Consider the following 22,954-nt stretch of genomic DNA (forward strand, 5'->3'; position numbering starts at 1 on the left):
ACGAGCGGTAAGGTCGTGTTTTCGGCGGGCGATAGGAATTTATATCATGTATCCTATTGATTAGGCAGGAAAAAACTTTTTTTTGGCGAAGCGTTTATTTTCGGCAGTTGATTGATTATTTCTCGACATAAAGGAGCCACTCAAAAAATGAGCCTGACAGGTTATAAAGAACTTTTCTACGGGATGTTTCGGACAGGTATTTTAGGGTATGGAGGAGGTCCATCGGTTATTCCCTTGATCCGGCATGAAGCAGTGAACCGCTATAAATGGATCAATGATGAAGAATTTGGTGAAATCCTGGCATTGGCAAATGCGCTTCCCGGTCCGATTGCAACTAAAATGGCGGCGTATCTGGGGTATCGGGTGAAGGGGTCGTCCGGAGCGTTGGTAGCGGTGCTTGCTCATATTTTTCCGACTTCGATTGCGATGGTGCTGTTTTTTGGCCTATTGGACTTCTTCCGCAGTTCAAAAGTGGTCGAGGGAATGATTAATGCGGTTGATCCGGTGATTGCCGTCATGCTCGGATTAATGGCATATGAGTTCGCCCAAAAGGCGTGGAAAGGGCTCGGCAAATTTTTGACGATCGGCTTTCTTTTACTGGTATTTTTGCTGCTCGCTGTGTTTCATGTACATTCGGCTCTCGTCATTATTCTGTTTCTGGCCTATGGGTCCGTACATTTTCGCTTGATGGATCAGATTCAAAAGCGTAAACAGGAAGGGGGAGCCCGATGAGTTTGCTGTTTTTGTTTTGGGGTTTTTTCATCGCTAACCTGTTGGGGTACGGGGGCGGTCCTGCTTCGATCCCCTTGATGCAGCAAGAAATTGTGACTCATTACGGCTGGTTGACCAATTCCAAATTTGCTGACGTATTGGCACTGGGCAACGCATTGCCGGGACCGATTGCCACCAAAATTGCCTCTTTTGTCGGATATGCTGTTGCCGGCTGGTTGGGATTGTTAATTGCTCTGGCTGCAACCGTAATTCCGTCTGCGGCAGGCTTGATTCTCCTGCTGCGTTTACTTGATCGGTACAGGCAATCTTCTGTCGTGAAAGGAATGACGCTGCTGATCCAGCCCGTGATTGCGGTGATGATGATGATTTTGACATGGCAGTTGGGGCGGGACTCAATAGAAGGATTGGGATGGTTGCAAACACTGATTATAGCGGCAATCTCATTATGGGCCATGACAAAAGGACGCATCCATCCGGCGTTAATCATCGTGGCCGCATTCCTGTATGGGGGCATTTTTTCTTCCGGGATTTTGTAAACAACGGATATTTTCAGTTATACTAAACACAGTAAATTCTATTTAAAACTATTCTTTATATTGCAGACTCGGGGCGTTAAAATGCGTAAAGAAGCATGGTACATCACAGAAGCCAAACAAAAATGTGCGGTACAGGGCCTGGATCCGCAGTCTGTTCCTTCGTATGGGATAGTTTCAGTTGACGAATTTCGGGAGAAGTCAGAAAACTTCCGTGAAATTCTGACTGTAACCGATTTTTTTATTAAAAAGGTGCTTGAACAGATGGAAGGAACCCCTCTGGTCGTGGTGTTTTCCGATGAGCAGGGAACGGTTCTCGGTCTGGCCGGGGACGAGAGCATTACACATATGATCAACCGGTTGGGAATCAGGAAAGGAATCCAGCTTCGGGAAGAGTTGAGCGGGGTCAACTCGGCAGGGCTCGCGCTTCGATATCAACGGCCCATAGAGTTGGTAGGCGAAGATCACTTTCATGAATGTTTGCGCAACGTTGTTTGTTGTTCGGTGGTTTTACGAGACTTGGAAACCGATCGTCTGTTGGGTGCCCTGACGATTATGACAACGATTGAGCACCAAACTCCCTTGCTTCTGACAATGCTTTGCACGGTCGCCGATTCGATTGAGAGGGAACTGCTGCTTCGCAAACAGAATGATCGGCTTCATGTGCTGTTTGAACTGAATCCGGACATCATTTTTTCGATTGATCTCGATGGGAATTTTGTCAGCGTGAATCCCGCTTTTACGAAGATCACCGGATATCTGCCGGAGGAAGTTGTCAATCGACCGGGTGTTTCGATTGTGGCACCCGGGCAGCGGAAGATGGCGAAGGAATATTTTCAAAAGGTTATGCAAGGAGGGTCGCAGACTGTCGAAGTGACTGTCCTGCACAGGTCGGGAGACCGGATAGAAGTGAAAATCAGGGCGCTGCCCATTCTGCAGGATGGCAGAATCAACGGCGTGTACGGTGTTGCCACAGACGTTACCGAGCGGAAAAGATCGGAAGAGCTTTTGCGAAAGCACGAGATGATGTCTTTTATTGGGGAATTGGCTGCCGGGGTGGCGCATGAAATACGTAATCCCCTGACAGCGATCAGAGGGTTCGTCCAACTGATGCAGTCAATGGGAAGTGAATATCACAAGTACCATGAAATCATGCTGTCCGAACTGGACAGAATCAACAGTATTGTCGGCGAGCTTTTGATGCTAGCCAAGCCGCAGGCCACCCGTTTTGAGAAAAGAGACCTCGGAACGATTCTCGATAACATTACGATACTGTTGAACGCTCAAGCGATTCTTCACAATGTGCAGATCGTTACAGAAATGGAAGCGGATTTGCCCCTCGTCAGATGTGAAGAAAACCAAATCAAGCAGGTTGTGATCAACCTTCTAAAAAACGGAATTGAATCGATGCCAAATGGCGGGCAGATTGTCGTACAAATTTGTCGACACGGTGACGATCAGGTGCGCATCCGGTTTATCGATCAGGGGCAGGGAATTTCGGAAGAACGTTTGGCAAAGCTGGGAGAGCCTTTCTATACAACGAAAGATAAAGGAACCGGATTAGGATTGATGGTCAGTTTTAAGATTGTGGAGAATCATCGCGGTCAGATTAAATTCCAGAGTAAAATCAATCAGGGAACGATTGTCGATGTTTTTTTGCCGATTGACTGAAAAATAAAAAGTCCGCTACCGGAAATCGCGGACATGAATGGCGTTTACAGATTTTGCAGCGCGCTATTGAATTGGTTTTCGTACTCTTGCAAACTCATCTGGTAGATATTTTGAAAACTGCGGTCGACACCGACAGAGACCGCATCGCTCAAAAACTGTTTGAAATTCTGGCTGCCGCTGGTATTGATCAAATTTTTCACCGCCAGATAATCTTGCCATTCGACATTGTAGGAAGCGTTCAGCATATCACTCTCACTGGCGGATAGCGGAAGCAGGCTGCCCGTTTGAATTGCCTTACGCAGCTGACTGTTAAGAGCGTTTGTTTCCCGCTGCACTGCGTCGCTGTTTAACTGCGCTTCAGCGGTCAACCCCATTTGCCAGGCGATTCCCTCATTGATCCACGTCGGCAGTTGGTCGCCAATCCCCATCTGATTGAACGCCACATGCGTCAATTCATGTGTCAGCACGTTTGCAAGAGAAGACTTATCTGGTGACATATACAAAGGAATCCAAATTTGCGATCCTACCGTAATACCGCCTGTTTGTGCGACGATAGAGGGAATTTCATTTGCTTGAAAACCCGCTTGTGCCAATGCGTCCCTATAGGTACGGCGAGACGAGTACAGAACAATGCTTGCATTTGGAGTTTGACCGGAAATATTTTGGGCAAGAATCGGCAGCGAGATTTGACGAATGATGCGGGCAGCCGATTGCAGCGTCTGTTGGGAAACGTTCGAATCCCCTGCGCTGATTTCAATGCCCGACTGCGTAACGCTGCCGCCGGATGGAGCGGAAGGCAGTCTATGGATGCCGGAATGACGCACCAAATTTTGGTCATTCAACAATTGGTTGATATGATCCATATCATTCAGAACGCGCTCCAATTGCTGGCTCACCGTTTGCTGTTGCGGGTCGGATTGGAGCAGGGAATTCAGTAAAGTGTTCCAATCATTCCAGAATTGCTGTTCGATTTGCTGGATCTGCTGCGGGGTATATTGTATTTGTTGGATGATTGGTGCCGATTCAATCTGCCCATGTGCCGGAAAGGCAAAAATCAAACCGGCCAACATCAACCCTTTCATAAAATCGGCCTCCTTACAACGGAACATTCAACTAGTCTAGTTCATAGATGATCTTGGCAAACAATCCTTAAAAAATATTTAAATGGAATGAACGATTGTCAACGCGCGATAAATAATTCCACACGGCGGTTCATCGCCCGATTTTCTTCGGTGTCGTTGTTTGTTACCGGGCGATATTCTCCGTATCCGGTTGCACTGAAATTTTTCGGATCCAGCCTGGGATTCTTCAATAATTCTTTCATAAAATTGATTGCCCGCTTGGCGCTCAAATCCCAGTTTGAGTCGAACTCCGAGTTGTGAATAGGAACGTTGTCCGTATATCCGGAAACTGCCATTTGTCTTGGAAATTGAGCCAAAATCTCAGACATCGTGGTAGCCAGTTTTCTCGTTTCCGGTCGTATATCCGCACTGCCTGAACGGAAAAAGGCAACATCCCGGATGATTACGTTCAGTCCATCCGGAAGCATCACCGTCTCTATCTGTCCCGTCAATTGATTCTCTTTAATATAAGCGTCCAACTTTTGTTTCAACTTGTCAAGATCTTCAGGTTTTGCAGTTGTATCGGGGTGTTGTGTCTGGTTTTTGGCCGATTCTGGCGGCTGTGCAGAGGTGGGGTTCGGTGACTGAACCGGACTAGGCTGTTCAAATATTCGTGTTCCACCGTTTAATGCCGAGTCAAACGATTGTACCATCTGTTCAAATTTTTTCGCGTCAATCGTACTCATGGCAAACAACACAATAAACAGGGCCAATAATAGAGTCAACAAGTCCGAGTAAGGAAGCAGCCAGGTCTCGTCAATATGATTTTCATGCCGATGCCGTTTTTTGCTCATGCTTCAATCTCCTTTGCGACTGCATCGGCGTCATTCGATTCTTCTGATGATCGTTCGTTGACCGGCAGATAACTCAGCAGTTTTTCTTCGATTGCTTGCGGAGTTTCGCCCGACTGTATCGATAAAATCCCTTCCATGGTGATGATCTTCAGTTCGATTTCCTCTTTTGATTTCCGTTTCAATTTGTTGGCAAACGGATGCCACAATACGTAACCGGTGAAAATCCCCAGCAGGGTGGCGATAAATGCGGCTGAAATGGAATGTCCTACCTGTTCCACGTTTTTCAAATTGCCCAGCGCGGAAATCAGACCGACCACTGCCCCCAACACCCCGAGTGTCGGCGCATAGGCGCCAGCTTGTGAGAAAATTTGCGCTCCGACTGCATGACGTTCTTCCATGGCTGCAATTTCTTCTTCCAGCACGGCGCGGATATAATCAGATTCGCCGCCGTCAATCACCATCTGCATACCTTTTTTGACAAACGGGTCTTCATAGTCGAGCACTTTTTCTTCAAGACTCAGGATGCCCTCACGACGGGCAACAGAAGCCCATTCGGACAATTGTTTAATCAAAGCTTTTTTATCCGGAAGCTTTTGTTCCGTAAAAATCATTTTGAACAGCTTAGGGATTTTCTTGATGTCCTTCATTGGGAACGCAATGAGAACAGCAGCGGTTGTTCCGACAAGTATAATCAGAAATGCGGCCGGATTCACCAATGCGCTAAGGCTGGCTCCCTTTAACACCATGCCTGTTCCGACCGCAATTACGCCGAGAATAATACCAATAACTGATGATTTGTCCATCCTCATTCCCCTTTGACCGTGTGAAATGCTGATCCCGATAATTAAATTCGACAAAAAAATACATATTCCTACAAAATAAAGGTAAAAAAAGGTATAAGAGAACGAAAAAAACCGACATATCACTTATATGTCGGCTTTGTTGACAGTCGCAGCATGTGCGGTTGTTGTGTTATTTCAATTTGCCTTGCAACTCTTTGAGCGCTTTCGAGAGTTCGTCTGACGACTTGGCAAGCGCTGCCCTGTCTTTCGGATCGAGCGCCATGGGGATCGTGCTCGTAATCAATCCGTTGATTTTCTCATAGTCGGAAGGGGATTGCGCTTTAACGTCGTTTGCAATATCGTTCCAAAGTTTTTGCACGTCATCCCCGTATGATTTGGTGTCGGCTGCTTTATTGGCGTTCGCATTGGAGAGTTGTGCCATAAAACTCAGCATGCTGGCGACTTTCATTTGAACCGGAGAACCTGTCTGTGCGGGTTGTGCCGCTTTTTGAGTGGTCCAATACAGATTCGGGTTGGCGGCGGGCTGACTGCCTGCGCAACCGGCAAGACCGACCGCTGTAAGAAGCAGCACAGATGTCAACAATCGTTTCACGAAAACATCCTCCCTATTTAATGTTTAAAATCAATTCAAAGGTAGTTTACATCCAAATGATACAATAAAAATCGGACTTGGGAAACAATCTATAAAGACACCCTGTAAAGACGCCCAATGCAGTGGATTGGCAGAAGCGCGGTAAAGAGAAACAGAAAATTTTTCAAAAAGGCTATCGAAATCAGATTGAAAATCATCTATAATACATATGGAATATCATTTAATGAAACGGCGTTTCATAGTATGAAACAAATAAATCGCGATGCGTGGTTGCATCAAGGGGGGTATTGACATGGCGGCTCAAGACAAATTTTCTGCTCGTCGTCAACTGCAGGTAAACAATAAAACCTATACGTACTACTCGTTGCCTGCGTTGCAAGAAAACAAACTCGGTGATATTGCCAAACTGCCTTTTTCCATCAAGGTTCTTCTGGAAGCGGCTGTACGTCAGTTTGACGGTGTAGCAATTACCGAAGATCACGTTAAAAAAATTGCGAACTGGGCGAACGAACGTGACTTCAACCAGGAAATTCCATTTATGATGTCGCGCATCGTTCTGCAGGATTTTACAGGAGTGCCGGCAGTCGTTGATCTGGCTGCGATGCGTTCTGCGATGCAGAAAATGGGGAAAAATCCGGACAAGATCAATCCGCTTGTGCCGGTTGACCTTGTAATAGACCACTCGGTGATGGTCGACGTGTTTGGTTCGAAAGACGCGCTTGAGCAGAACATGAAGCTGGAATTTGAACGAAACGGAGAGCGTTACCGTTTTCTCCGCTGGGCACAGACCGCTTTTAACAATTTCCGGGCGGTTCCGCCAGCAACCGGTATTGTTCACCAGGTGAACCTGGAATATTTGGCATCTGTGGCCATGACAAAAGAAGAAAACGGGGAGCTGCAAGTATTCCCTGATTCGCTTGTAGGAACAGACTCTCATACGACCATGATTAACGGCCTTGGCGTTGTCGGATGGGGCGTTGGCGGTATCGAGGCAGAAGCGGGTATGCTGGGGCAACCGCTGTATTTTGTAATTCCGCAAGTGGTCGGTTTTAAATTGACCGGCACATTGGCAGAAGGCGCGACCGCAACTGACTTGGCGCTTACAGTTACCAACATGCTGCGGAAAAAAGGCGTAGTTGGCAAATTTGTTGAGTTTTACGGACCGGGCATCAGCTCCATGAGCTTGGCAGACCGCGCTACGGTTGCCAACATGGCACCGGAATACGGCGCAACGATGGGATTCTTCCCGGTTGACCAGGAAACACTCAACTATCTCCGCTTGACGGGACGCGATGAAGAACAAATTGCGTTGGTGGAAGCCTACTATAAAGCGCAAAACATGTTCCGTACGGACGATATGGCAGATCCGGTATTCACCGATACGATTGAACTGAATCTGGCAGATGTGGTTCCTTCTTTAGCCGGTCCGAAGCGTCCGCAGGATCGCATCGAATTGACAAAAATGAAGGAAAACTTCAACTCAACGGTCCGGACGCCAGTCGATCAAGGCGGCTTTGGATTGTCAGAGGCAGATCTGAAGAAAGAAGTGGAAGTGAAGCATCCGAACGGGCAAACATCCAAGTTGCGCAACGGTGCGGTCGTTATTACCGCGATCACCAGCTGTACCAACACATCGAATCCGAGCGTTTTGATTGCAGCCGGTCTGCTGGCTAAAAAAGCGGTTGAAAAAGGACTCCAAAAACCGGCTTACGTAAAAAGCAGCTTAACCCCTGGTTCTCGCGTTGTTACCGACTACCTGATTGAAGCGGGTCTGATGGACGCTCTGGAAGCGGTTGGTTTCCATGTAGCCGGGTATGGTTGCGCAACCTGTATCGGGAACTCCGGTCCGCTGCCTGATGAAATCAGCCAAGCGATTGCCGACAATGATCTGACTGTAGCGGCTGTCTTGTCGGGCAACCGGAACTTCGAAGGACGGATTCATCCGCAGGTGAAAGCGAACTATCTGGCTTCGCCGCCGCTCGTTATTGCATACGCGCTGGCTGGCACAGTCGACATTGATATGGCTAATGAACCGATCGGCTATGGAACCGACAACCAACCGGTTTATCTGAAAGACATTTGGCCGTCTTCGGAAGAAATCAAAGCGGCGATCAGCAAAGCGGTTCGTCCGGAACTGTTCCGTCAACGCTACAGTAATGTGTTCAGCGGAAACGAAATTTGGAATCACATCGATTCTCCGGAGGGCATGCTCTACAACTGGGATGAGAATTCGACCTATATTCAGGAACCGTCATTCTTTAAAGATCTTGGCGAACAATTGAACAGCATTTCGAATATTAATGGTGCAAAAACGCTTCTGCTGTTGGGCGATTCGGTTACAACTGACCACATCTCCCCGGCGGGCAGCATTAAGGCAGACAGCCCGGCAGGCCGTTATCTGCAGGAACATGGCGTGAAGCCGGTTGATTTCAACTCTTACGGTTCTCGCCGAGGCAACCACGAAGTGATGATGCGCGGCACATTTGCGAATATCCGCATCCGTAACCATGTGGCTCCCGGAACCGAGGGCGGCGTAACGAAGTACTTGCCGACGGGCGAGATTATGTCCGTCTATGACGCTTCGATGAAGTATCAGGAAAACAAAACTCCGCTGATTGTGATTGCGGGTAAAGAATACGGTACCGGAAGTTCCCGTGACTGGGCGGCAAAAGGAACCTTCCTGCTTGGCGTAAAAGCGGTTATCGCAGAAAGCTTCGAACGGATTCACCGCAGCAATCTGGTCGGCATGGGCGTGCTTCCGCTGCAATTCACAGACGGCCAAAGCTGGCAGTCGCTCGGCATCAAAGGTGATGAAACGTTTGATATTAGCGACCTGTCTGATTCGATTAAACCGGGTGCAAAAGCGAAAGTTACAGCCACCCGTCCGGACGGCTCGAAATTCGAATTTGACGTGCTCGTTCGTCTTGACAGCGTCGTTGAAATCGATTACTACCAAAATGGCGGCATTCTGCAAAAGGTATTGCGCCAGTTGGCAAAGCAAGCCTAAATTCTGCTTGTTGAAATGAAAAATTCCCAAATTCCCATCTGTCAAAGATGGGAATTTTTACGTTTAAGCGTCCAGCAGGCGCCTTAGTCTGTGATACAATGTGTTTGTACATACAACCATTCGTTTGGGGGGATTCTTTTGAGCAAGTTCCGTGCATTGGTCGTGAATAAGACGGAAGATTCTTTTACTTTAAACGTTCAGGAACTATCAATGGAGGATTTGCCGGAAGGCGAGGTAACGATTCGGGTTGCGTATTCGAGCGTCAACTATAAAGACGGTTTGGCCTGTTCGCCAAACGGTAAAATCGTCAGATCGTATCCGTTTGTGCCTGGTATTGATTTGTCGGGCACGGTTGTATCGTCTGCCGATAGCCGTTTTAAAGAAGGGGACGAAGTGATTGTCACCAGCTATGAACTGGGTGTTTCCCATTTCGGGGGATTCAGTGAATACGCTCGTGTTCCCGCAAAATGGGTGGTTCCGTTGCCGAAAGGGCTTACTTTAAAAGAGGCGATGGCATTGGGAACAGCAGGATTTACCGCCGCGTTGTCCGTGCAGCGATTGGAGGAAAACGGGCTGCTCCCCGATCAAGGAAAAGTGATTGTTACCGGCGCGACAGGCGGTGTCGGAAGTACGGCCGTCTCCATGTTGGCGAAGCGCGGTTACCATGTCGTTGCCAGTACGGGCAAATCATCCGAACATGGATACCTCGAGCAATTGGGGGCAAAAGAAATTATTGGCCGTGACGAAGTGTCAGACACCAGCCGCCCTTTGCAAAAAGAATTATGGGCGGGTGCGGTCGATCCGGTCGGCGGAAATACATTGGCATATTTATTGAGCACCACCAAGTACGGCGGTGGCGTGGCGGTCAGTGGTTTGACAGGAGGAGCGGATCTGCACACTACCGTGTTCCCGTTCATATTGCGAGGGGTAAACCTGTTCGGAATCGATTCTGTTTATTGTCCGATGGAAACCCGCTTAAAATTGTGGGAACGAATGGGGTCTGACTTAAAGCCGGAAGGATTGTTAGACAGTATCGGATATGAAATTGGTCTTAGCGAACTGCCCGATACGGTGGCGAAGATTTTAAAAGGAGCCGTTCGCGGCCGGACAATAGTCGCTTTGTAGGGCAAAGGGATTTACAACAGAAGATAGGGTCGTCACGCAGCAGCGTGGCGACTTTTTTGCATAAAAAAGAGGTATTTTTCAGAAACTATACAAATATGTAGTAATACAGATGTTTACAAATTAATACTGTTATAGTACAATGAATTCAAGAAACGAGATCAAAGGGGCGGATCCAAAATGTCAATCGCGGAATTCTATGGCTGGACCACAACACAACAAACCGGTATTCGGAAAATCATCTCGGAGTGCACAAGTTGCGGATCGGAAATGAACCAGCAGCGAGAAGCCGTCATGTATGAATGTGAACGGTGCATGAATGAACAAACTGAATAAATGAAGCGAGCAGTGACTGGAGAAAACTGACGAAATAAGGGCTCTTACATTGTGTATTGATCACGATGTAAGAGTCTGTTTTGGTTTAAGACTCAGAGAGTTGCTTCACTAATGGGGAATAGCGCAATACGATTTTTCGGATACAATATCCCCTTTAATCAGCACCAATTTTGAAACTGTTTTCTAACCATGGCGGCAATATATTTGCGTTTTTCATAATCGAATTCATTGCCGCACCTTCACTGCTGTCAGTTTAAACGGGAATCGGCTTTCCCTTGTATGGATTTTTCTCCAAGCCACCATTTATCTGGAAATTTTAAAAATTTCATTAACCACAATTTCTGGATTACGGACAGGAAATAAGGGAACAATCAACTGAGAAAAACATTATTATAACACCTTTAGGTGTTATAATAATCATGACACTTAAAGGTGTCGTTTTAATTTTGGAGGTATATAAAGGTAAAGGAACCGAGATGCGTGAGTTGACGCTCTCGGTTTTTATATTTTGAATACAAAGCAAAAAATCCCCCCAGAACTGAACTCCTTTCCTTAGCGAGACATAGCACGACTTGGCGGCTTTGGTGCCCAAGCGTGACTTGTGCCCTTTGGGTACTTGTCACATATTCCAAAACTGGCGGGCGTTTTCAGCATACACTTTCTGTAAAACAGCGTCCTCCAAATTCAGACCGTCAATCAAACTTCGCACATCGGTCGCCCACCCGTTCAAAAACGGCAAATCGCTGCCAAACAAAATCCGGTCGGAATAACGCGTGATCCAATCCTTCAACTGCTCCTGGGAAACGCTTTCTTCCAAGCTGGCAGGGTTGATGGCGGCTGTGTCAAACACAACACCAGGCAACTGTTCAGCCAGTTGAAAAAATTGTTCCGACTCGTAAAGCCCCAAATGTGCCACTTGCACACGAAGTTCGGGAAAACGATCCATCGTCCGCGCAAAATACGCAAAACCCACTTTCCCCGTATAATCGACCGGTGCTGTACCCGCGTGAACCACCAATGGGCGGTTGTATCGAATCAGTGTTTTGTAGAGAGGATCGAGCCGTTTATCGTCCATCGTGATGTTTTGTACCGCACAATGCAGCTTCATGCCGGCAAACCCAAGGTCCCCCAAACATCGTTCCGTTTCTCCCTCTACGTCATCTTCATGATGTACACAGCCAACCGGCACGATTTTCGGTGTTTGTTTGACCATGGCGGCCAACCAATCGTTCAGATCTTTCGCCATGCCTGATTTGTGCACATATAACAATACAAAATATCGGTCATATCCCTGTTCGTTCTGATAATCAAACAGACGGTCCGCATTCCATCCATGATAAGGGATGTCCCATTCCCTATTGTTCTGAAACCATTTGTAAATGGCAGACATCAATCGTTCGGGGAATGCGTGCATATGTGCATCGATCATACGTGCTCACCCTGTTTCTCCAATTCTGAAAAATTTGTTTTCTCTGTATTTATACTTAGACGTAAACGACCCGATTCCTTTTGTTTTCTGTTTATCCTGAATAAAAATTCATTTAAAATAGAAAGTGAGTGAATTTAGGGAGGGATTGGGAATGAAAGAGGTATATCTGGTTTCCGCCGTCCGGTCTGCGATCGGAACGTTTGGCGGCGGTTTTAAAGAAATGATGCCAAGCGAATTGGCAGTCCCGATTTTGCAGGAAGCGGTGAAACGGGCGGGTATTCAACCGGAACAGGTGGATGAGGTGATACTCGGCAACTGCATTCAACGAACGGATGAACCGAACGTAGCAAGAACAGGCGCTCTGAAAGCCGGATTTCCGATCACGGTGACCGGTTACACGATTCAGCGCCAATGTGCGTCCGGCTTGCAGGCGATTCTTAGCGGCATGCAGCAGATTCAAACGGACAACGCGGACATTATCGTTTCGGGCGGCGTGGAAGTAATGAGTTCCAGTCCCTACGTGTTGAAACAGTACCGTTGGGGCGGACGCATGCAGCATGGCCAGGTGACCGACACCGTTTGGGAAATTCTTGAGGATCCGATCCTCCATATTATGATGGGGGAAACGGCAGAACGGGTGGTTGAAAAATACGGCATCAAGCGGGAAGAACAGGATGAACTGGCGTTCCAAAGCCACAAGAAAGCAGCGGCAGCACAGCAATCAGGCCGGTTCGACCGGGAGATCGTGCCGGTTGTAGCGAAAGCAGGCCGGGGTACAGTCGAAGTTTCGAAAGATGAACATGTGCGTCCAGATATTTCCATTGAAAAATTGGCTTCCTTAAAACCGACATTCCGCAAAGACGGAACGGTAACAGCCGGCAACGCATCAGGCATTAATGATGGAGCGGCGGCTGTCGTTCTCATGTCAGGTGAGAAAGTAAAACAGCTGGGCGTTAAACCATTGGCCAAATTGGTGGCCAGCACAGTTGCCGGGGTGGAACCGGATTTGATGGGATATGGACCTGTTCCGGCCATCCAAAAATTGCTGGCCAAAACGGGCATGCAAAAAGAGCAGATCGATCTCTGGGAAATCAACGAAGCATTTGCCGGTCAATATTTGGCGGTAGAAAAACTGCTGGAACTGGACCGTTCAAAAGTGAACGTGAACGGTTCCGGAATTTCGTTGGGACATCCGGTCGGATGCACAGGGGCTCGGATTACCACCACACTGGTGCATGAATTGCATCACCGGAACAAGCCATACGGCATCTCGTCCCTTTGTGTCGGCGGGGGCATTGGCGTCGCACTGCTTTTGGAAAAGATGTAAGCCAAACGGAAACAGCCGCAAAGGGCATCACATTCTGGCTGTGTGCTGCGTAAGTTGGATAGGGATCCAATTTATGGAGTGTCAGGAGGTGCCACCGTGAATGAGGTTGTGATGAATTTGGTGCAGCAGGCAGTGGCGATTTTGCTGCAAATCTTGCTGATTGGGGTGTTGGCAGGTTTAGTTTGGATCCGAAGTGAATTAAAGAATTATATTGTACAACACACTACAGCCAAAGAGCGTGATTTGATTGCGCGCATAGGGCAAGAAGCGTTCACCTATGCGGAAACCGTTTTTGCCCAGTCGGACGGACCAGCGAAGCTGAATGAAGCAATCAAATACATGTTGGATGCTTTAGCGCGCCAAGGGAAGTCGATTCCGATGAAAGAGGTGCGTTCGGCCATCGAGTCCGCGTGGATGAGTGACAAGCGGGCCACCGGCCAGACATCCGGTAAAAGTGCGCCTCTACCGCCACCAGCCGCCTAATCGTCGTTTTGTGCGGGAAAACAAAAAAGTAGGATATAATAAAAAAATCACTGTACAGGAAATGAAAGTCGATGTCCATGTCGACTTTTCTTTAACAGCTCAGAAAGTATAAAAATGTGATATTTTATCACCATTTTTATACTTTCGGCTGTCGAAAAAGGCTTCTCTGGCAGACGCCGCTTCTTCTTGATTATGCTTCGATTGAAGCCTTTTTTATTCGGAGGTCAAATGTATGGTCATGGCTGCAATTACCATTATCGTGGGAGCTGTAATCGGGTTTGTCACCAATTTGCTTGCCATCGTTATGCTGTTTCGTCCCTGGCGGGAATGGCGGATTCTTGGTGTCAAAGTTCCGTTTACACCAGGCTTGATACCAAAGAGGCAAGCTGAAATTGCGAAAAAATTGGGAGAGGTTGTAGAAACCCATCTGCTAACAGAGGAAGCCGTCCAGACCGTACTCAGCCGTCCCGAATGGGTGGCGGAAATCCGCTCCCAAGTCATGCAATTGCTGGAACGTGTATTGTCAGAGGAGCGGACGCTTGGCAATGTACTGCGAAAAATCAGCGGTTGGACAAGCGAACAGGTAGCTTTTCAGGTGGAACGCCTATTGTCCCAAGCCTTTCAAAGTGTGATCTTGGGTCTGGAAAGCAAACAGCTGCGGGATGTGTTGTCTCCCGGACTGCAACAGGGAATTGCGGACAGAATCGGTGTCTTGGCTTTGGAGATTCAGAAAAAGACGGCTGCCTGGCTGGATTCAACAGATATCAAAGATTTTATCAGTCAAACGATTCAGCAGATGCTGCTAAACGGCGGTATGTTGGGGAAAATGGCTGTTATGTTTGTGAATGAGGAGAAACTTACAGAAGAGATGATCCCGCATCTCAAAAAATGGGCGGACAGTCTGGAGACGTTGATTTTTATCGAAAGTATACTGTATCGGGAATGGGACGAGCTTCTTCACCAGAATGCAGTTGAATTACTGCAAAAGTTCACAGGCAGGAACGAACTGGATGTGCCAGCTCAGACCGAGGCTGTTTGGGATCGGTTGACAGAACGAATGTTGGCTGCAGATCTTCTGATTTTGTTTGAAAAGCATAAAGATATATTGGAGAATATCGTAAACACTCTGTTGGTTCGGGTTCAACAGTCATCTGTAAGCTGGCTTACATATGTGATGCGCTCTCTTCAGATCAACCAAATCGTAGAGCGGCAAATCGCGTCTTTCCCCTTGCCGAAACTGGAGTTTTTAGTCGTCAGTATTGTCAAAAAAGAGCTTCAGATGATTACCTGGTTGGGAGCTCTGCTCGGTGGACTAATTGCATTGGTTCAAGTATTATCAGTAATGAGGATAGAATAATTCCAAAAAACGGGAGGAGTGTACAGATGAAAATTACATACTTGGGACATTCTTGCTTTCTTGTAGAAGCGGGCAGCAAAAAAGTGATTATTGACCCTTTCTTGACCGGAAATCCGACGGCAGCGGTTAAAGCGGAAGACATTAAGGTGGATGCGGTACTGGTCACACATGGTCATGCCGATCATTTAGGCGATTCGATCGACATTGCAACACGCAACGATGCACCGATTATCGCGCCTTTTGAATTGGCTGCGTACTGCGCCAGCAAAGGGGCGCCGATTCATCCTATGCACCTTGGCGGAGCGCACCAGTTTGATTTTGGCCGCATCAAGTTGACGATTGCGTTTCACGGTTCCGCTATAGAGGATCCAAACGGTATGATTTACGCTGGTAATCCGTCGGGTATTCTGTTAACGATGGAAGGCAAAACGTTCTATCATGCGGGCGACACGGCGCTGTTCAGCGATATGAAACTGATTGGTGAATTGAATAAAATCGACGTTGCCGCATTGCCGATCGGCGATAACTTCACGATGGGCCCGGATGATGCCGTACTGGCTGCCAACTGGATCGGCGCGAAGAAAGTGATTCCGATGCACTACAATACGTTCCCGTTGATCGAACAAGACGCGGAAGCGTTTGCCGCCAGATTGCAGCCGGCAGGCATTGAAGGTCTGGCCCTGAAACCGGGACAATCAATCGAAGTATAAACGAACCAATAGGGCAAAAACAACCAGCTTCCGAAGAATGCTGGTTGTTTTTCTGTTCCATGTTTTTAATGTTTGGATACCAGATTCACCATCATACGGGCGAGATTTTCTTTCTGGTCCGGATTTGTATCCCACAACTGTTTCAGCAAGCGTTCCTGCGGGTTTTCCGGATCGACCTTGTTAGCCAGGTATTCGCCCATGCGAACCGCAACGTCTGCAATTTGCTGATCGTTCATGCCAACCGCGTGAGCTTGCTCTACCTTATTGCCAAGAAACTCTTTCCAACGGCTAAAATCGTCAAGAACGGAAGCCATTTGAAAATCCCCTCCTGCAGTGAGATTTTGTTGGTTCTGACACAGGTACTATTCCACCAACCGGGAAATTATATACATGGCAGGACTGTCACAAAGTCGTAACGTCTTTGTAATATTCCTGTAATAATTCATCTTTATAATGATTTTATCGACATAACCCCCTTTCTTTAATATATAGTGGCGCTGGCCACTATTTTTTTGTTGACGGACCGATTCACTCACCAAAATGAACACTTAGGTGGGTGTGTGTCCTTGTGGCATACAGTGGTTCCGGATTTTTCAATTTTGCTGCGTGAATCGAGGCATACTCGTCCATGCTCCCTCATACAAATATGTCAAGCTGTGTGGGAGAGGTGGAGAAATGAGGCAAAACCAGTCATTACGTTCGTTTGTGTATATGGGATTGGGATTGGCAATCCTGTTTTATGCCATTCCTCAGCTTCCTAAGTTTTCCTGGACGCTGGCCGGTCTGTTTTCTGTCATCTGGCTGTTATTCGGAATCCTGGTTGTGGGGGCGAACCTGTATTACCTGATTGGTGTCGACAAAGAACGAAGACGTCGCCAAGAATTTCAGAAATCGTGGGAAAAGCAGGTGGCGCGGACGGCCGCACGCTTGCAGTATGAAAGGCGCAGAAGACGTATGTTACGCTCCCGTTAGACGGGATGCCAGCAAAAAACGGAGTGCCCGCTTGGGGCACCCGTTTATTTTTTATGGTGAAAAATGATAAATTGCATTGATCAAGAAACTGCGGATAGAAGTCTTTTGTAAGTTGCTGATTGTAACTCTGCACTATTACAGTTTATACTAATGATATATAACAACCATTCGGAGGGAACGAATGTCGACTACAAAGCATGAACAAATTCTTGAATATATTGAAAGTTTGGAGATTGGTTCAAAAATTTCGGTCCGGCAAGTAGCGAAACACATGGGGGTTTCGGAAGGAACAGCGTATCGGGCGATCAAAGAGGCGGAAGTTCGAGGGATTGCCACCACGATTGAACGTGTGGGCACGGTACGGATTGAAAAACAGCAGAAGAAAGACATCGAACGGTTGACCTATGCGGAAGTGGTTAATATTGTGGACGGCACTGTGCTCGGTGGCGCCAACGGTCTGCATAAAACATTGCAAAAATTTGTGATCGGCGCGATGCAGGTGGAAGCGATGGTGAAATATATCGATCCGGACAGCTTGCTGATCGTCGGCAATCGTGATCAGGTGCACAAAATCGCCCTTGAACAAGGAGCCGCTGTGCTGATTACCGGCGGTTTTGATGCCAGCCCTGTCGTGAAAGCTTTGGCTGACAAACTGGAACTGCCCATCATTTCATCCGCCTATGACACATTTACGGTGGCAAGTCTGATCAACCGCGCGATTTACGACCGATTGATCAAGAAGGATATCGTGATTGTCGAGGATATTTTACAAGGACAGGAACCGGCCGCTGTGATGCATCCGCAGCAAACGGTCGCTGACTGGCATCAATTGGTGGAAAGTACCGGCCATTCTCGGTTTCCGGTTGTCGATTCGACCAGTCGGGTGGTGGGAATGGTTACGTCGAAAGACGTTTCCGGTCAAGCGGATGACACGGTAATTGAAAAATTAATGACGCGCAATCCGTTCACTGTGACGCCCAAAACGTCTGTCGCATCAACAGCGCACAAAATGATCTGGGAAGGGATCGAGCTGCTGCCCGTAGTGGATGGTCGAAAATTGGTCGGGGTCATCTCGCGGCAGGACGTTATCAAAGGATTGCAATACATTCAGAAACAACCGCATACAGGAGATACGATTAAAGACTTGATCCTGCGCCATTTCCGGGAAGAACGGCATGACGACAAATCGGTGGCGCTGGTGGGAGAAGTGACGCCGCAAATGACGAACTCATTGGGCGGCGTGTTGTCAGGGGTTTTGATGACTCTGATCAGCGAAGCGGGAAAACTGGCCATCCGCCGGTTCAAAAATACGGACATGTCGGTCGAAAACGTAACCGTATTTTTTCTGAGACCGATCCAGATCGATTCGGAGATTACGATACGAGCCGAAGTGATTGATCTGGGACGAAAATTCGGAAAGGCGGACATTGAAATTTTTCATGAAGGAGAGCGGATGGCAAAAGCATTGTTAACCGCTCAGGTATTGGATCGTTAAGCTGGGAAGATCAACAGCCGTTTCAACAGCGCGGTTTGTTGCCTGTCGGCAGTGAGGAAAGCCGTTGGTCGGGCCGCGCCGTTTTGGATGCGGCTTGTTTTTTTGGCTTTTTTGCGGTGTGATTGCGGTGCGGGTTAAAAATTGCATGGTGAAAAAGAACCGGCTGCGGTGCCGAATAACCGAACTCGTTTTGCCTGGTCATTTGCCCACCCCCGTTGCTACTATATGCGGCAAATGAAGGAATATGTTACAATAAAAATGCGAACATACGATCGTTTCGGAGGAGATTTCACTTGCATTCGTTTGTTCATTTGCATGTCCATTCCGAATACAGCCTGTTGGACGGAGCATGCCGGATCGACCATCTGTTGGACCGCGCATCCGAACTGGGAATGCACTCGATTGCGTTAACCGATCATGGTGTCATGCATGGCGCGGTCGAATTTTATAAAAAAGCGAAAGCGCGCGGCATCCATCCGATTATCGGATGTGAAGTGTATGTAGCGAGAACGTCGATGCAGGAAAAAGCGGGCCGCCAAGACAAGCCGTACCATCTCATTTTACTGGCGGAAAACGAAACGGGGTACCGTAATCTGCTTGCGATTGTATCGGAAGCGCACCTGCAGGGGTTTTATTATAAACCGCGGACAGACAAACAGTTTTTGCGGGATCATAACGAAGGGCTGATTGCACTGTCTGCCTGTTTGGGCGGGGAATTGGCAAGTCGGATTTTGCAGGGAGATGTGGCAGGCGCGAAGCAGGCAGCTGTTGAGTACAAGGAGATATTTGGGAAAGACCGATTTTTTATCGAGCTGCAGGACCACGGATTGCTGGAAGAAAAGCAGGTCAACCGGCACTTGATCGAGCTATCGCGCGAATTGGGCTTGGGGCTTGTGGCGACGAACGACGCGCACTATTTGCGGCGGGAAGACGCTGGTGTGCATGATGTGCTGCTCTGCATCCAGACTGGCAAAAACCTTCAGGATGAGGACCGTATGCGCTTTCCAAGCGATGAGTTTTATCTGAAGAGCGGCGCGGAGATGGAAGATCGGTTCCGGTATGTGCCGGAAGCGTTGGAGAACACATGGAAAATCGCGAAACGGTGTCAGGTCGATTTGCATCTCGGCGAAACGCATCTGCCGCAGTTTGATCTGCCGGATGGGCATACTGCCGATTCGTATTTGACGCTGCTTTGTGAGCAGGGGCTGATCGAACGCTACGGAGCGGAAAATCTGGCCAGCGCGATGCCGGACGCCTCTCTTTCGAACAGGGCGGCGTTCGGGAAGACCAAAGAGGCGGATGGCGACATTATGGAGCGCGCCAGACAGCGTCTCCACTACGAGTTATCGGTGATTCGGCAAATGGGATTTGCCGGGTACTTTTTAATTGTTTGGGACTTTATGCGGTTTGCGCATGAGCGGGGAATCTCGACAGGGCCTGGAAGAGGGTCGGCGGCAGGCAGTCTGGTTGCTTACGTGCTGCGGATTACCGATGTAGATCCGCTTGCCTACAATCTGCTGTTTGAACGATTTCTCAATCCGGAACGGGTGTCATGGCCGGATATTGATATTGATTTCGATTACGAAAGGCGTTCCGAAGTGATCGACTATGTCACGGAAAAATACGGCGAAAACCGGGTGGCGCAGATTGTCACGTACGGAACGATGGCTGCCCGCGCCGCCATTCGCGATGTGGGGCGGGTAATGGACGTTCCGTTGCCAGACGTGGACCGGGTCGCCAAACTGGTCCCCCATTCACTCAGCATGACAATTGAGAAAGCGCTGCAGATCGAACCGGCACTTGGCAAGCTGTATGAGGAAAACGAAATGGTCAGACGGCTGCTCGATACGGCAAAAGCGATTGAAGGATTTCCCCGCCACACGTCGATCCATGCGGCAGGCGTCGTCATATCAAAAGAGCCGTTAACCCGCTATGTGCCGCTGTCGCGAGGCGCCGAAGGCGGTGTATTGACACAGTACGCGATGGAAGATTTGGAAGCGGTCGGGCTTTTAAAAATGGATTTTCTCGGTCTCCGCAATTTGACGATCATTGATCAGACGCTGGAAATGGTCCGGCTGGAACATGGAATCGAAATTGATTTTACAAGGATGGATATGAACGATCCGGCTACGTATCAATTGTTGGCCCGCGGCGATACAGATGGCTGTTTCCAGTTGGAATCGGACGGAGTCAAAAATGTGTTGCGGGAACTGAAACCGACGGAGTTTGAAGATATTGTGGCGGTCATCTCGCTTTATCGGCCAGGTCCGATGGAAAATATTCCGACCTATATTGCAGCCAAACACGGACGAATTCCGGTCAGTTCGCCGCATCCTGACCTGCATCCGATTTTGCAGGATACGTATGGGATTATCGTTTACCAGGAGCAGATTATGCAGATCGCGTCCCGGATGGCCGGATTTTCGTTAGGGCAGGCCGATCTGTTGCGGCGTGCGGTAGGCAAGAAAAAGCGGGATGTTCTGCAGCAGCAGCGGGAACTGTTTGTCACTGGTTGTGTGCAAAATGGGTATGCGGAATCGATTGCAAACGATGTGTACGATTTGATCGTGCGGTTCGCCGATTACGGATTCAACCGGTCGCATGCGGTGGCCTATGCGGTGATTGCGTACCGGACCGCTTATCTGAAAGCGAACTACCCGGCCGAATATATGGCAGCCCTGCTTACTTCCTGGCTGCATTCGAGCAACAAAGTGGCCCAGTATGTGGATGACTGCCGCCGCATGGGGATTCAGGTGCTTCCGCCCGACGTTAACCAAAGCGAGTACCGGTTTGCGGTTCGCAATGGTCAAATCCGGTTTGCTCTGGCGGCTGTCAAAAATGTGGGAATCACCGCCATTCAATCGATCCTTCAAGCGCGGAAAAAGGGGCCGTTTGCTGACCTGCTCGATTTTTGCCGGCGAGTGGATTCGCGCGTTTGCAACCGGCGGGTGATCGAAAGTTTGATCCGCAGCGGCGCGTTTGATTGGATGGGACACGGCCGTCGTTCGCTTTTGGTATCGCTGAATGATGCGATCGAGCGGGGCGGGCGGATGCAGAAAGAAATGGATGCTGCGCAAATTTCGTTGTTCGGTCTGATGGAAGACGCCGATCAGACGGAATCGATTGACTATCCGGAGATCGAGGATTTTTCGGAAGCGGAGCGGCTGGAAATGGAAAAGGAACTGCTGGGCCTTTATGTTTCCGGCCATCCCCTAGACCGGTACCGCGCAGCGATGGAACGGTCAGCCAAACACCGCATCTCTGAACTTGGCGAAGCGGAAGACGACCGGGTTGTACAGGTGGCCGGTCGAGTGCGGCAGATCCGCATGGTGCAAACCAAGAAAGGGCAAACAATGGCTTTTGTGGAATTGGAGGATCTGACCGGAACGGCTGAATTGGTCGTGTTTCCGATGGTGTTTGCCGAAGCCAGGCCGATTTTGGAAAACGAGCCGGTTATATGGGTGAAAGCGAAAGTGCAATGGCAGGAAGATGCGGTGAAACTGATTGCCGAGAAGATGGGTCCGTTGCTGGCAGGGGGTGATACGGATCGGGCGAGGGGAAGTGCAGGTGTTGGGCAGGGCGCTTCCGTGCGGAAAGAGGAATCTGACGATGGGCCGCAAACGCTTGCGAAGGATGGATCTCGCGGCGCAAAGCAGACTCTCTTTATTAAAATCGACCCTGACAAGGAGGACGCGGCCCGTCTGCGGACGCTGCAGGTTTGTTTAAGAAGGCATAACGGTTCGGTCCCCGTAGTGCTGTATTACGCAGGCAAGAAGACGAGTCGGCAGATCAAGGAACAGGTGGAACCGACGGAGGAACTGTTGGCTGAAATTGAGCGGTTGATGGGGAGCGGGTCGGCGGTTTTGAAAAATTAGTCGCAATTTCCGATCTTTTCCTACATAGCATGATATTATTTGATGCTTTGGGGGGAGGAGCCGGACATGAGCGAGAAGCTGATTACCCTGTTGGAACAACGCGGGGTGCAGATTGATGATATTGCTGAAGTGGTGTATTCGTTGCAAATGCATTATCACCCGGAATTGAAAAAGGAAGATTGTAAAATCAGTGTGTTGCGGGTTTTATCCAAGCGGGAAGTTCAACACGCTTTATATACAGGCATCGCGCTGGACATGTTGGCCGAACAGAAACAATTGCCGGAGCCGCTGCAAACGATCATGGAAAACGATGAACAGCTATATGGCGTAGATGAAATTTTGGCGCTGGGAATTACCAATGTATACGGTTCGATCGGACTGACGTCCTTCGGCTACCTGGACAAAGAAAAACTGGGATTGATCGGTCGGTTGAACAACAAAGAAAATGGCATCCATGTGTTCCTGGATGACCTGGTGTCTGGAGTGGCAGCCGCCGCAAGCGCCCGAATTGCACATCGTTATGGATCCAATCCGTGATATTTAAATCCTTCAACTGCCGTGGTATAATGTGGAACAATACCCAAGACAAGTTGAA

20 protein-coding genes are annotated in these 22,954 nt (G+C 48.6%); 13 read left to right on the plus strand and 7 right to left on the minus strand.

Annotation, left to right across the window (positions count from 1 at the left end; genetic code table 11):
* Positions 1–147 precede the first annotated feature (147 nt).
* The 3 genes from skT53_RS15260 to skT53_RS15270 all read left to right on the plus strand — a co-directional run bounded on the left by skT53_RS15260 (position 148) and on the right by skT53_RS15270 (position 2,936).
* On the plus strand, positions 148–732 hold the full coding sequence (locus skT53_RS15260) for a chromate efflux transporter ChrB (protein WP_200758581.1): 585 nt from the start codon (positions 148–150) through the stop codon (positions 730–732).
* Entirely contained in the window at positions 729–1,268 is a 540-nt protein-coding gene (locus skT53_RS15265) for a chromate efflux transporter ChrA (RefSeq protein WP_200758583.1), read from the plus strand. The genes skT53_RS15260 and skT53_RS15265 overlap by 4 nt, the downstream gene beginning before the upstream one ends.
* 81 nt (positions 1,269–1,349) lie before the next feature.
* Positions 1,350–2,936 (plus strand): PAS domain S-box protein, encoded by a 1,587-nt coding sequence (locus skT53_RS15270; RefSeq protein ID WP_200758585.1) that lies wholly within the window; start codon positions 1,350–1,352, stop codon positions 2,934–2,936.
* 44 nt (positions 2,937–2,980) lie between these two features.
* Here the strand turns inward: skT53_RS15270 and skT53_RS15275 are convergent, their stop codons facing one another.
* The 4 genes from skT53_RS15275 to skT53_RS15290 form a co-directional block, all read right to left on the minus strand.
* On the minus strand, positions 2,981–4,018 hold the full coding sequence (locus skT53_RS15275; RefSeq protein ID WP_200758587.1) for a peptidase MA family metallohydrolase: 1,038 nt from the start codon (positions 4,016–4,018) through the stop codon (positions 2,981–2,983).
* A 98-nt stretch (positions 4,019–4,116) separates the two neighbouring features.
* Positions 4,117–4,851 (minus strand): flagellar motor protein MotB, encoded by a 735-nt coding sequence (gene motB / locus skT53_RS15280; RefSeq protein ID WP_200758590.1) that lies wholly within the window; start codon positions 4,849–4,851, stop codon positions 4,117–4,119.
* Entirely contained in the window at positions 4,848–5,654 is an 807-nt protein-coding gene (gene motA / locus skT53_RS15285; protein WP_200758592.1) for a flagellar motor stator protein MotA, read from the minus strand. The genes motB and motA overlap by 4 nt, the downstream gene beginning before the upstream one ends.
* A gap of 169 nt (positions 5,655–5,823) precedes the next feature.
* Complete coding sequence (locus skT53_RS15290; RefSeq protein WP_200758594.1) at positions 5,824–6,246, minus strand: hypothetical protein; 423 nt, start codon at positions 6,244–6,246, stop codon at positions 5,824–5,826.
* Between the two features lie 292 nt (positions 6,247–6,538).
* On the opposite strand from skT53_RS15290, the gene acnA reads away from it, so the two are divergent.
* Positions 6,539–9,253, plus strand: a complete 2,715-nt coding sequence (acnA, locus tag skT53_RS15295) for an aconitate hydratase AcnA (protein WP_200758596.1) — start codon at positions 6,539–6,541, stop codon at positions 9,251–9,253.
* Between the two features lie 138 nt (positions 9,254–9,391).
* Positions 9,392–10,378, plus strand: coding sequence for an NADPH:quinone oxidoreductase family protein (locus skT53_RS15300; protein ID WP_200758604.1), 987 nt, complete (start codon positions 9,392–9,394; stop codon positions 10,376–10,378).
* A 952-nt stretch (positions 10,379–11,330) separates the two neighbouring features.
* Here skT53_RS15300 and skT53_RS15310 read toward each other — a convergent pair.
* Positions 11,331–12,140 carry an amidohydrolase family protein gene (locus tag skT53_RS15310; protein WP_200758606.1) on the minus strand — a complete coding sequence of 270 codons (810 nt, stop codon included), beginning with the start codon at positions 12,138–12,140 and terminating at the stop codon, positions 11,331–11,333.
* 151 nt (positions 12,141–12,291) lie between these two features.
* On the opposite strand from skT53_RS15310, the gene skT53_RS15315 reads away from it, so the two are divergent.
* The 4 genes from skT53_RS15315 to skT53_RS15330 all read left to right on the plus strand — a co-directional run bounded on the left by skT53_RS15315 (position 12,292) and on the right by skT53_RS15330 (position 16,017).
* Positions 12,292–13,467 carry a thiolase family protein gene (locus skT53_RS15315; protein ID WP_200758607.1) on the plus strand — a complete coding sequence of 392 codons (1,176 nt, stop codon included), beginning with the start codon at positions 12,292–12,294 and terminating at the stop codon, positions 13,465–13,467.
* A 96-nt stretch (positions 13,468–13,563) separates the two neighbouring features.
* Positions 13,564–13,950 (plus strand): phage holin, encoded by a 387-nt coding sequence (locus tag skT53_RS15320; RefSeq protein ID WP_200758608.1) that lies wholly within the window; start codon positions 13,564–13,566, stop codon positions 13,948–13,950.
* A 232-nt stretch (positions 13,951–14,182) separates the two neighbouring features.
* Positions 14,183–15,307 carry a DUF445 family protein gene (locus tag skT53_RS15325; RefSeq protein WP_200758609.1) on the plus strand — a complete coding sequence of 375 codons (1,125 nt, stop codon included), beginning with the start codon at positions 14,183–14,185 and terminating at the stop codon, positions 15,305–15,307.
* A gap of 26 nt (positions 15,308–15,333) precedes the next feature.
* Entirely contained in the window at positions 15,334–16,017 is a 684-nt protein-coding gene (locus skT53_RS15330) for a metal-dependent hydrolase (RefSeq protein WP_200758610.1), read from the plus strand.
* 65 nt (positions 16,018–16,082) lie between these two features.
* On the opposite strand, the gene skT53_RS15335 is transcribed toward skT53_RS15330, so the two are convergent.
* Entirely contained in the window at positions 16,083–16,331 is a 249-nt protein-coding gene (locus skT53_RS15335) for a DUF3243 domain-containing protein (protein WP_200758611.1), read from the minus strand.
* Positions 16,332–16,692: 361 nt separating this feature from the next.
* Between skT53_RS15335 and skT53_RS15340 the strand changes: the two genes are divergently transcribed.
* Both skT53_RS15340 and skT53_RS15345 read left to right on the plus strand, forming a co-directional pair.
* A complete protein-coding gene (locus skT53_RS15340) occupies positions 16,693–16,989 on the plus strand; it encodes a hypothetical protein (RefSeq protein ID WP_200758612.1) in 297 nt (98 codons plus the stop codon).
* 181 nt (positions 16,990–17,170) lie between these two features.
* The gene (locus skT53_RS15345) at positions 17,171–18,484 is read left to right on the plus strand and encodes a DRTGG domain-containing protein (protein ID WP_200758619.1); all 1,314 of its coding nucleotides are present in this window, start codon (positions 17,171–17,173) and stop codon (positions 18,482–18,484) included.
* 22 nt (positions 18,485–18,506) lie between these two features.
* On the opposite strand, the gene skT53_RS15350 is transcribed toward skT53_RS15345, so the two are convergent.
* Complete coding sequence (locus tag skT53_RS15350) at positions 18,507–18,686, minus strand: hypothetical protein (protein WP_200758621.1); 180 nt, start codon at positions 18,684–18,686, stop codon at positions 18,507–18,509.
* Positions 18,687–18,777: 91 nt separating this feature from the next.
* Between skT53_RS15350 and skT53_RS15355 the strand changes: the two genes are divergently transcribed.
* Together skT53_RS15355 and skT53_RS15360 are read left to right on the plus strand one after the other, a co-directional pair.
* Complete coding sequence (locus skT53_RS15355) at positions 18,778–22,359, plus strand: DNA polymerase III subunit alpha (RefSeq protein ID WP_200758623.1); 3,582 nt, start codon at positions 18,778–18,780, stop codon at positions 22,357–22,359.
* Between the two features lie 66 nt (positions 22,360–22,425).
* Complete coding sequence (locus tag skT53_RS15360) at positions 22,426–22,896, plus strand: phosphatidylglycerophosphatase A family protein (RefSeq protein WP_200758624.1); 471 nt, start codon at positions 22,426–22,428, stop codon at positions 22,894–22,896.
* Positions 22,897–22,954: the final 58 nt, after the last annotated feature.

It is taken from the genome of Effusibacillus dendaii, assembly GCF_015097055.1.
Lineage (GTDB): Bacteria > Bacillota > Bacilli > Tumebacillales > Effusibacillaceae > Effusibacillus > Effusibacillus dendaii.

Excerpts from the sequence above, each read along its gene's own strand:
- skT53_RS15275 (WP_200758587.1), bottom strand. The coding sequence starts at position 4,018 with ATGAAAGGGTTGATGTTGGCCGGTTTGATTTTTGCCTTTCCGGCACAT.
- skT53_RS15340 (WP_200758612.1), top strand. The coding sequence starts at position 16,693 with ATGAGGCAAAACCAGTCATTACGTTCGTTTGTGTATATGGGATTGGGA.
- acnA (WP_200758596.1), top strand. The coding sequence starts at position 6,539 with ATGGCGGCTCAAGACAAATTTTCTGCTCGTCGTCAACTGCAGGTAAAC.
- skT53_RS15350 (WP_200758621.1), bottom strand. The coding sequence starts at position 18,686 with ATGACCAGGCAAAACGAGTTCGGTTATTCGGCACCGCAGCCGGTTCTT.
- skT53_RS15265 (WP_200758583.1), top strand. The coding sequence starts at position 729 with ATGAGTTTGCTGTTTTTGTTTTGGGGTTTTTTCATCGCTAACCTGTTG.
- motA (WP_200758592.1), bottom strand. The coding sequence starts at position 5,654 with ATGGACAAATCATCAGTTATTGGTATTATTCTCGGCGTAATTGCGGTC.
- skT53_RS15360 (WP_200758624.1), top strand. The coding sequence starts at position 22,426 with ATGAGCGAGAAGCTGATTACCCTGTTGGAACAACGCGGGGTGCAGATT.
- skT53_RS15270 (WP_200758585.1), top strand. The coding sequence starts at position 1,350 with ATGCGTAAAGAAGCATGGTACATCACAGAAGCCAAACAAAAATGTGCG.
- motB (WP_200758590.1), bottom strand. The coding sequence starts at position 4,851 with ATGAGCAAAAAACGGCATCGGCATGAAAATCATATTGACGAGACCTGG.
- skT53_RS15345 (WP_200758619.1), top strand. The coding sequence starts at position 17,171 with ATGTCGACTACAAAGCATGAACAAATTCTTGAATATATTGAAAGTTTG.
- skT53_RS15330 (WP_200758610.1), top strand. The coding sequence starts at position 15,334 with ATGAAAATTACATACTTGGGACATTCTTGCTTTCTTGTAGAAGCGGGC.
- skT53_RS15325 (WP_200758609.1), top strand. The coding sequence starts at position 14,183 with ATGGTCATGGCTGCAATTACCATTATCGTGGGAGCTGTAATCGGGTTT.
- skT53_RS15310 (WP_200758606.1), bottom strand. The coding sequence starts at position 12,140 with ATGATCGATGCACATATGCACGCATTCCCCGAACGATTGATGTCTGCC.
- skT53_RS15335 (WP_200758611.1), bottom strand. The coding sequence starts at position 16,331 with ATGGCTTCCGTTCTTGACGATTTTAGCCGTTGGAAAGAGTTTCTTGGC.
- skT53_RS15315 (WP_200758607.1), top strand. The coding sequence starts at position 12,292 with ATGAAAGAGGTATATCTGGTTTCCGCCGTCCGGTCTGCGATCGGAACG.
- skT53_RS15260 (WP_200758581.1), top strand. The coding sequence starts at position 148 with ATGAGCCTGACAGGTTATAAAGAACTTTTCTACGGGATGTTTCGGACA.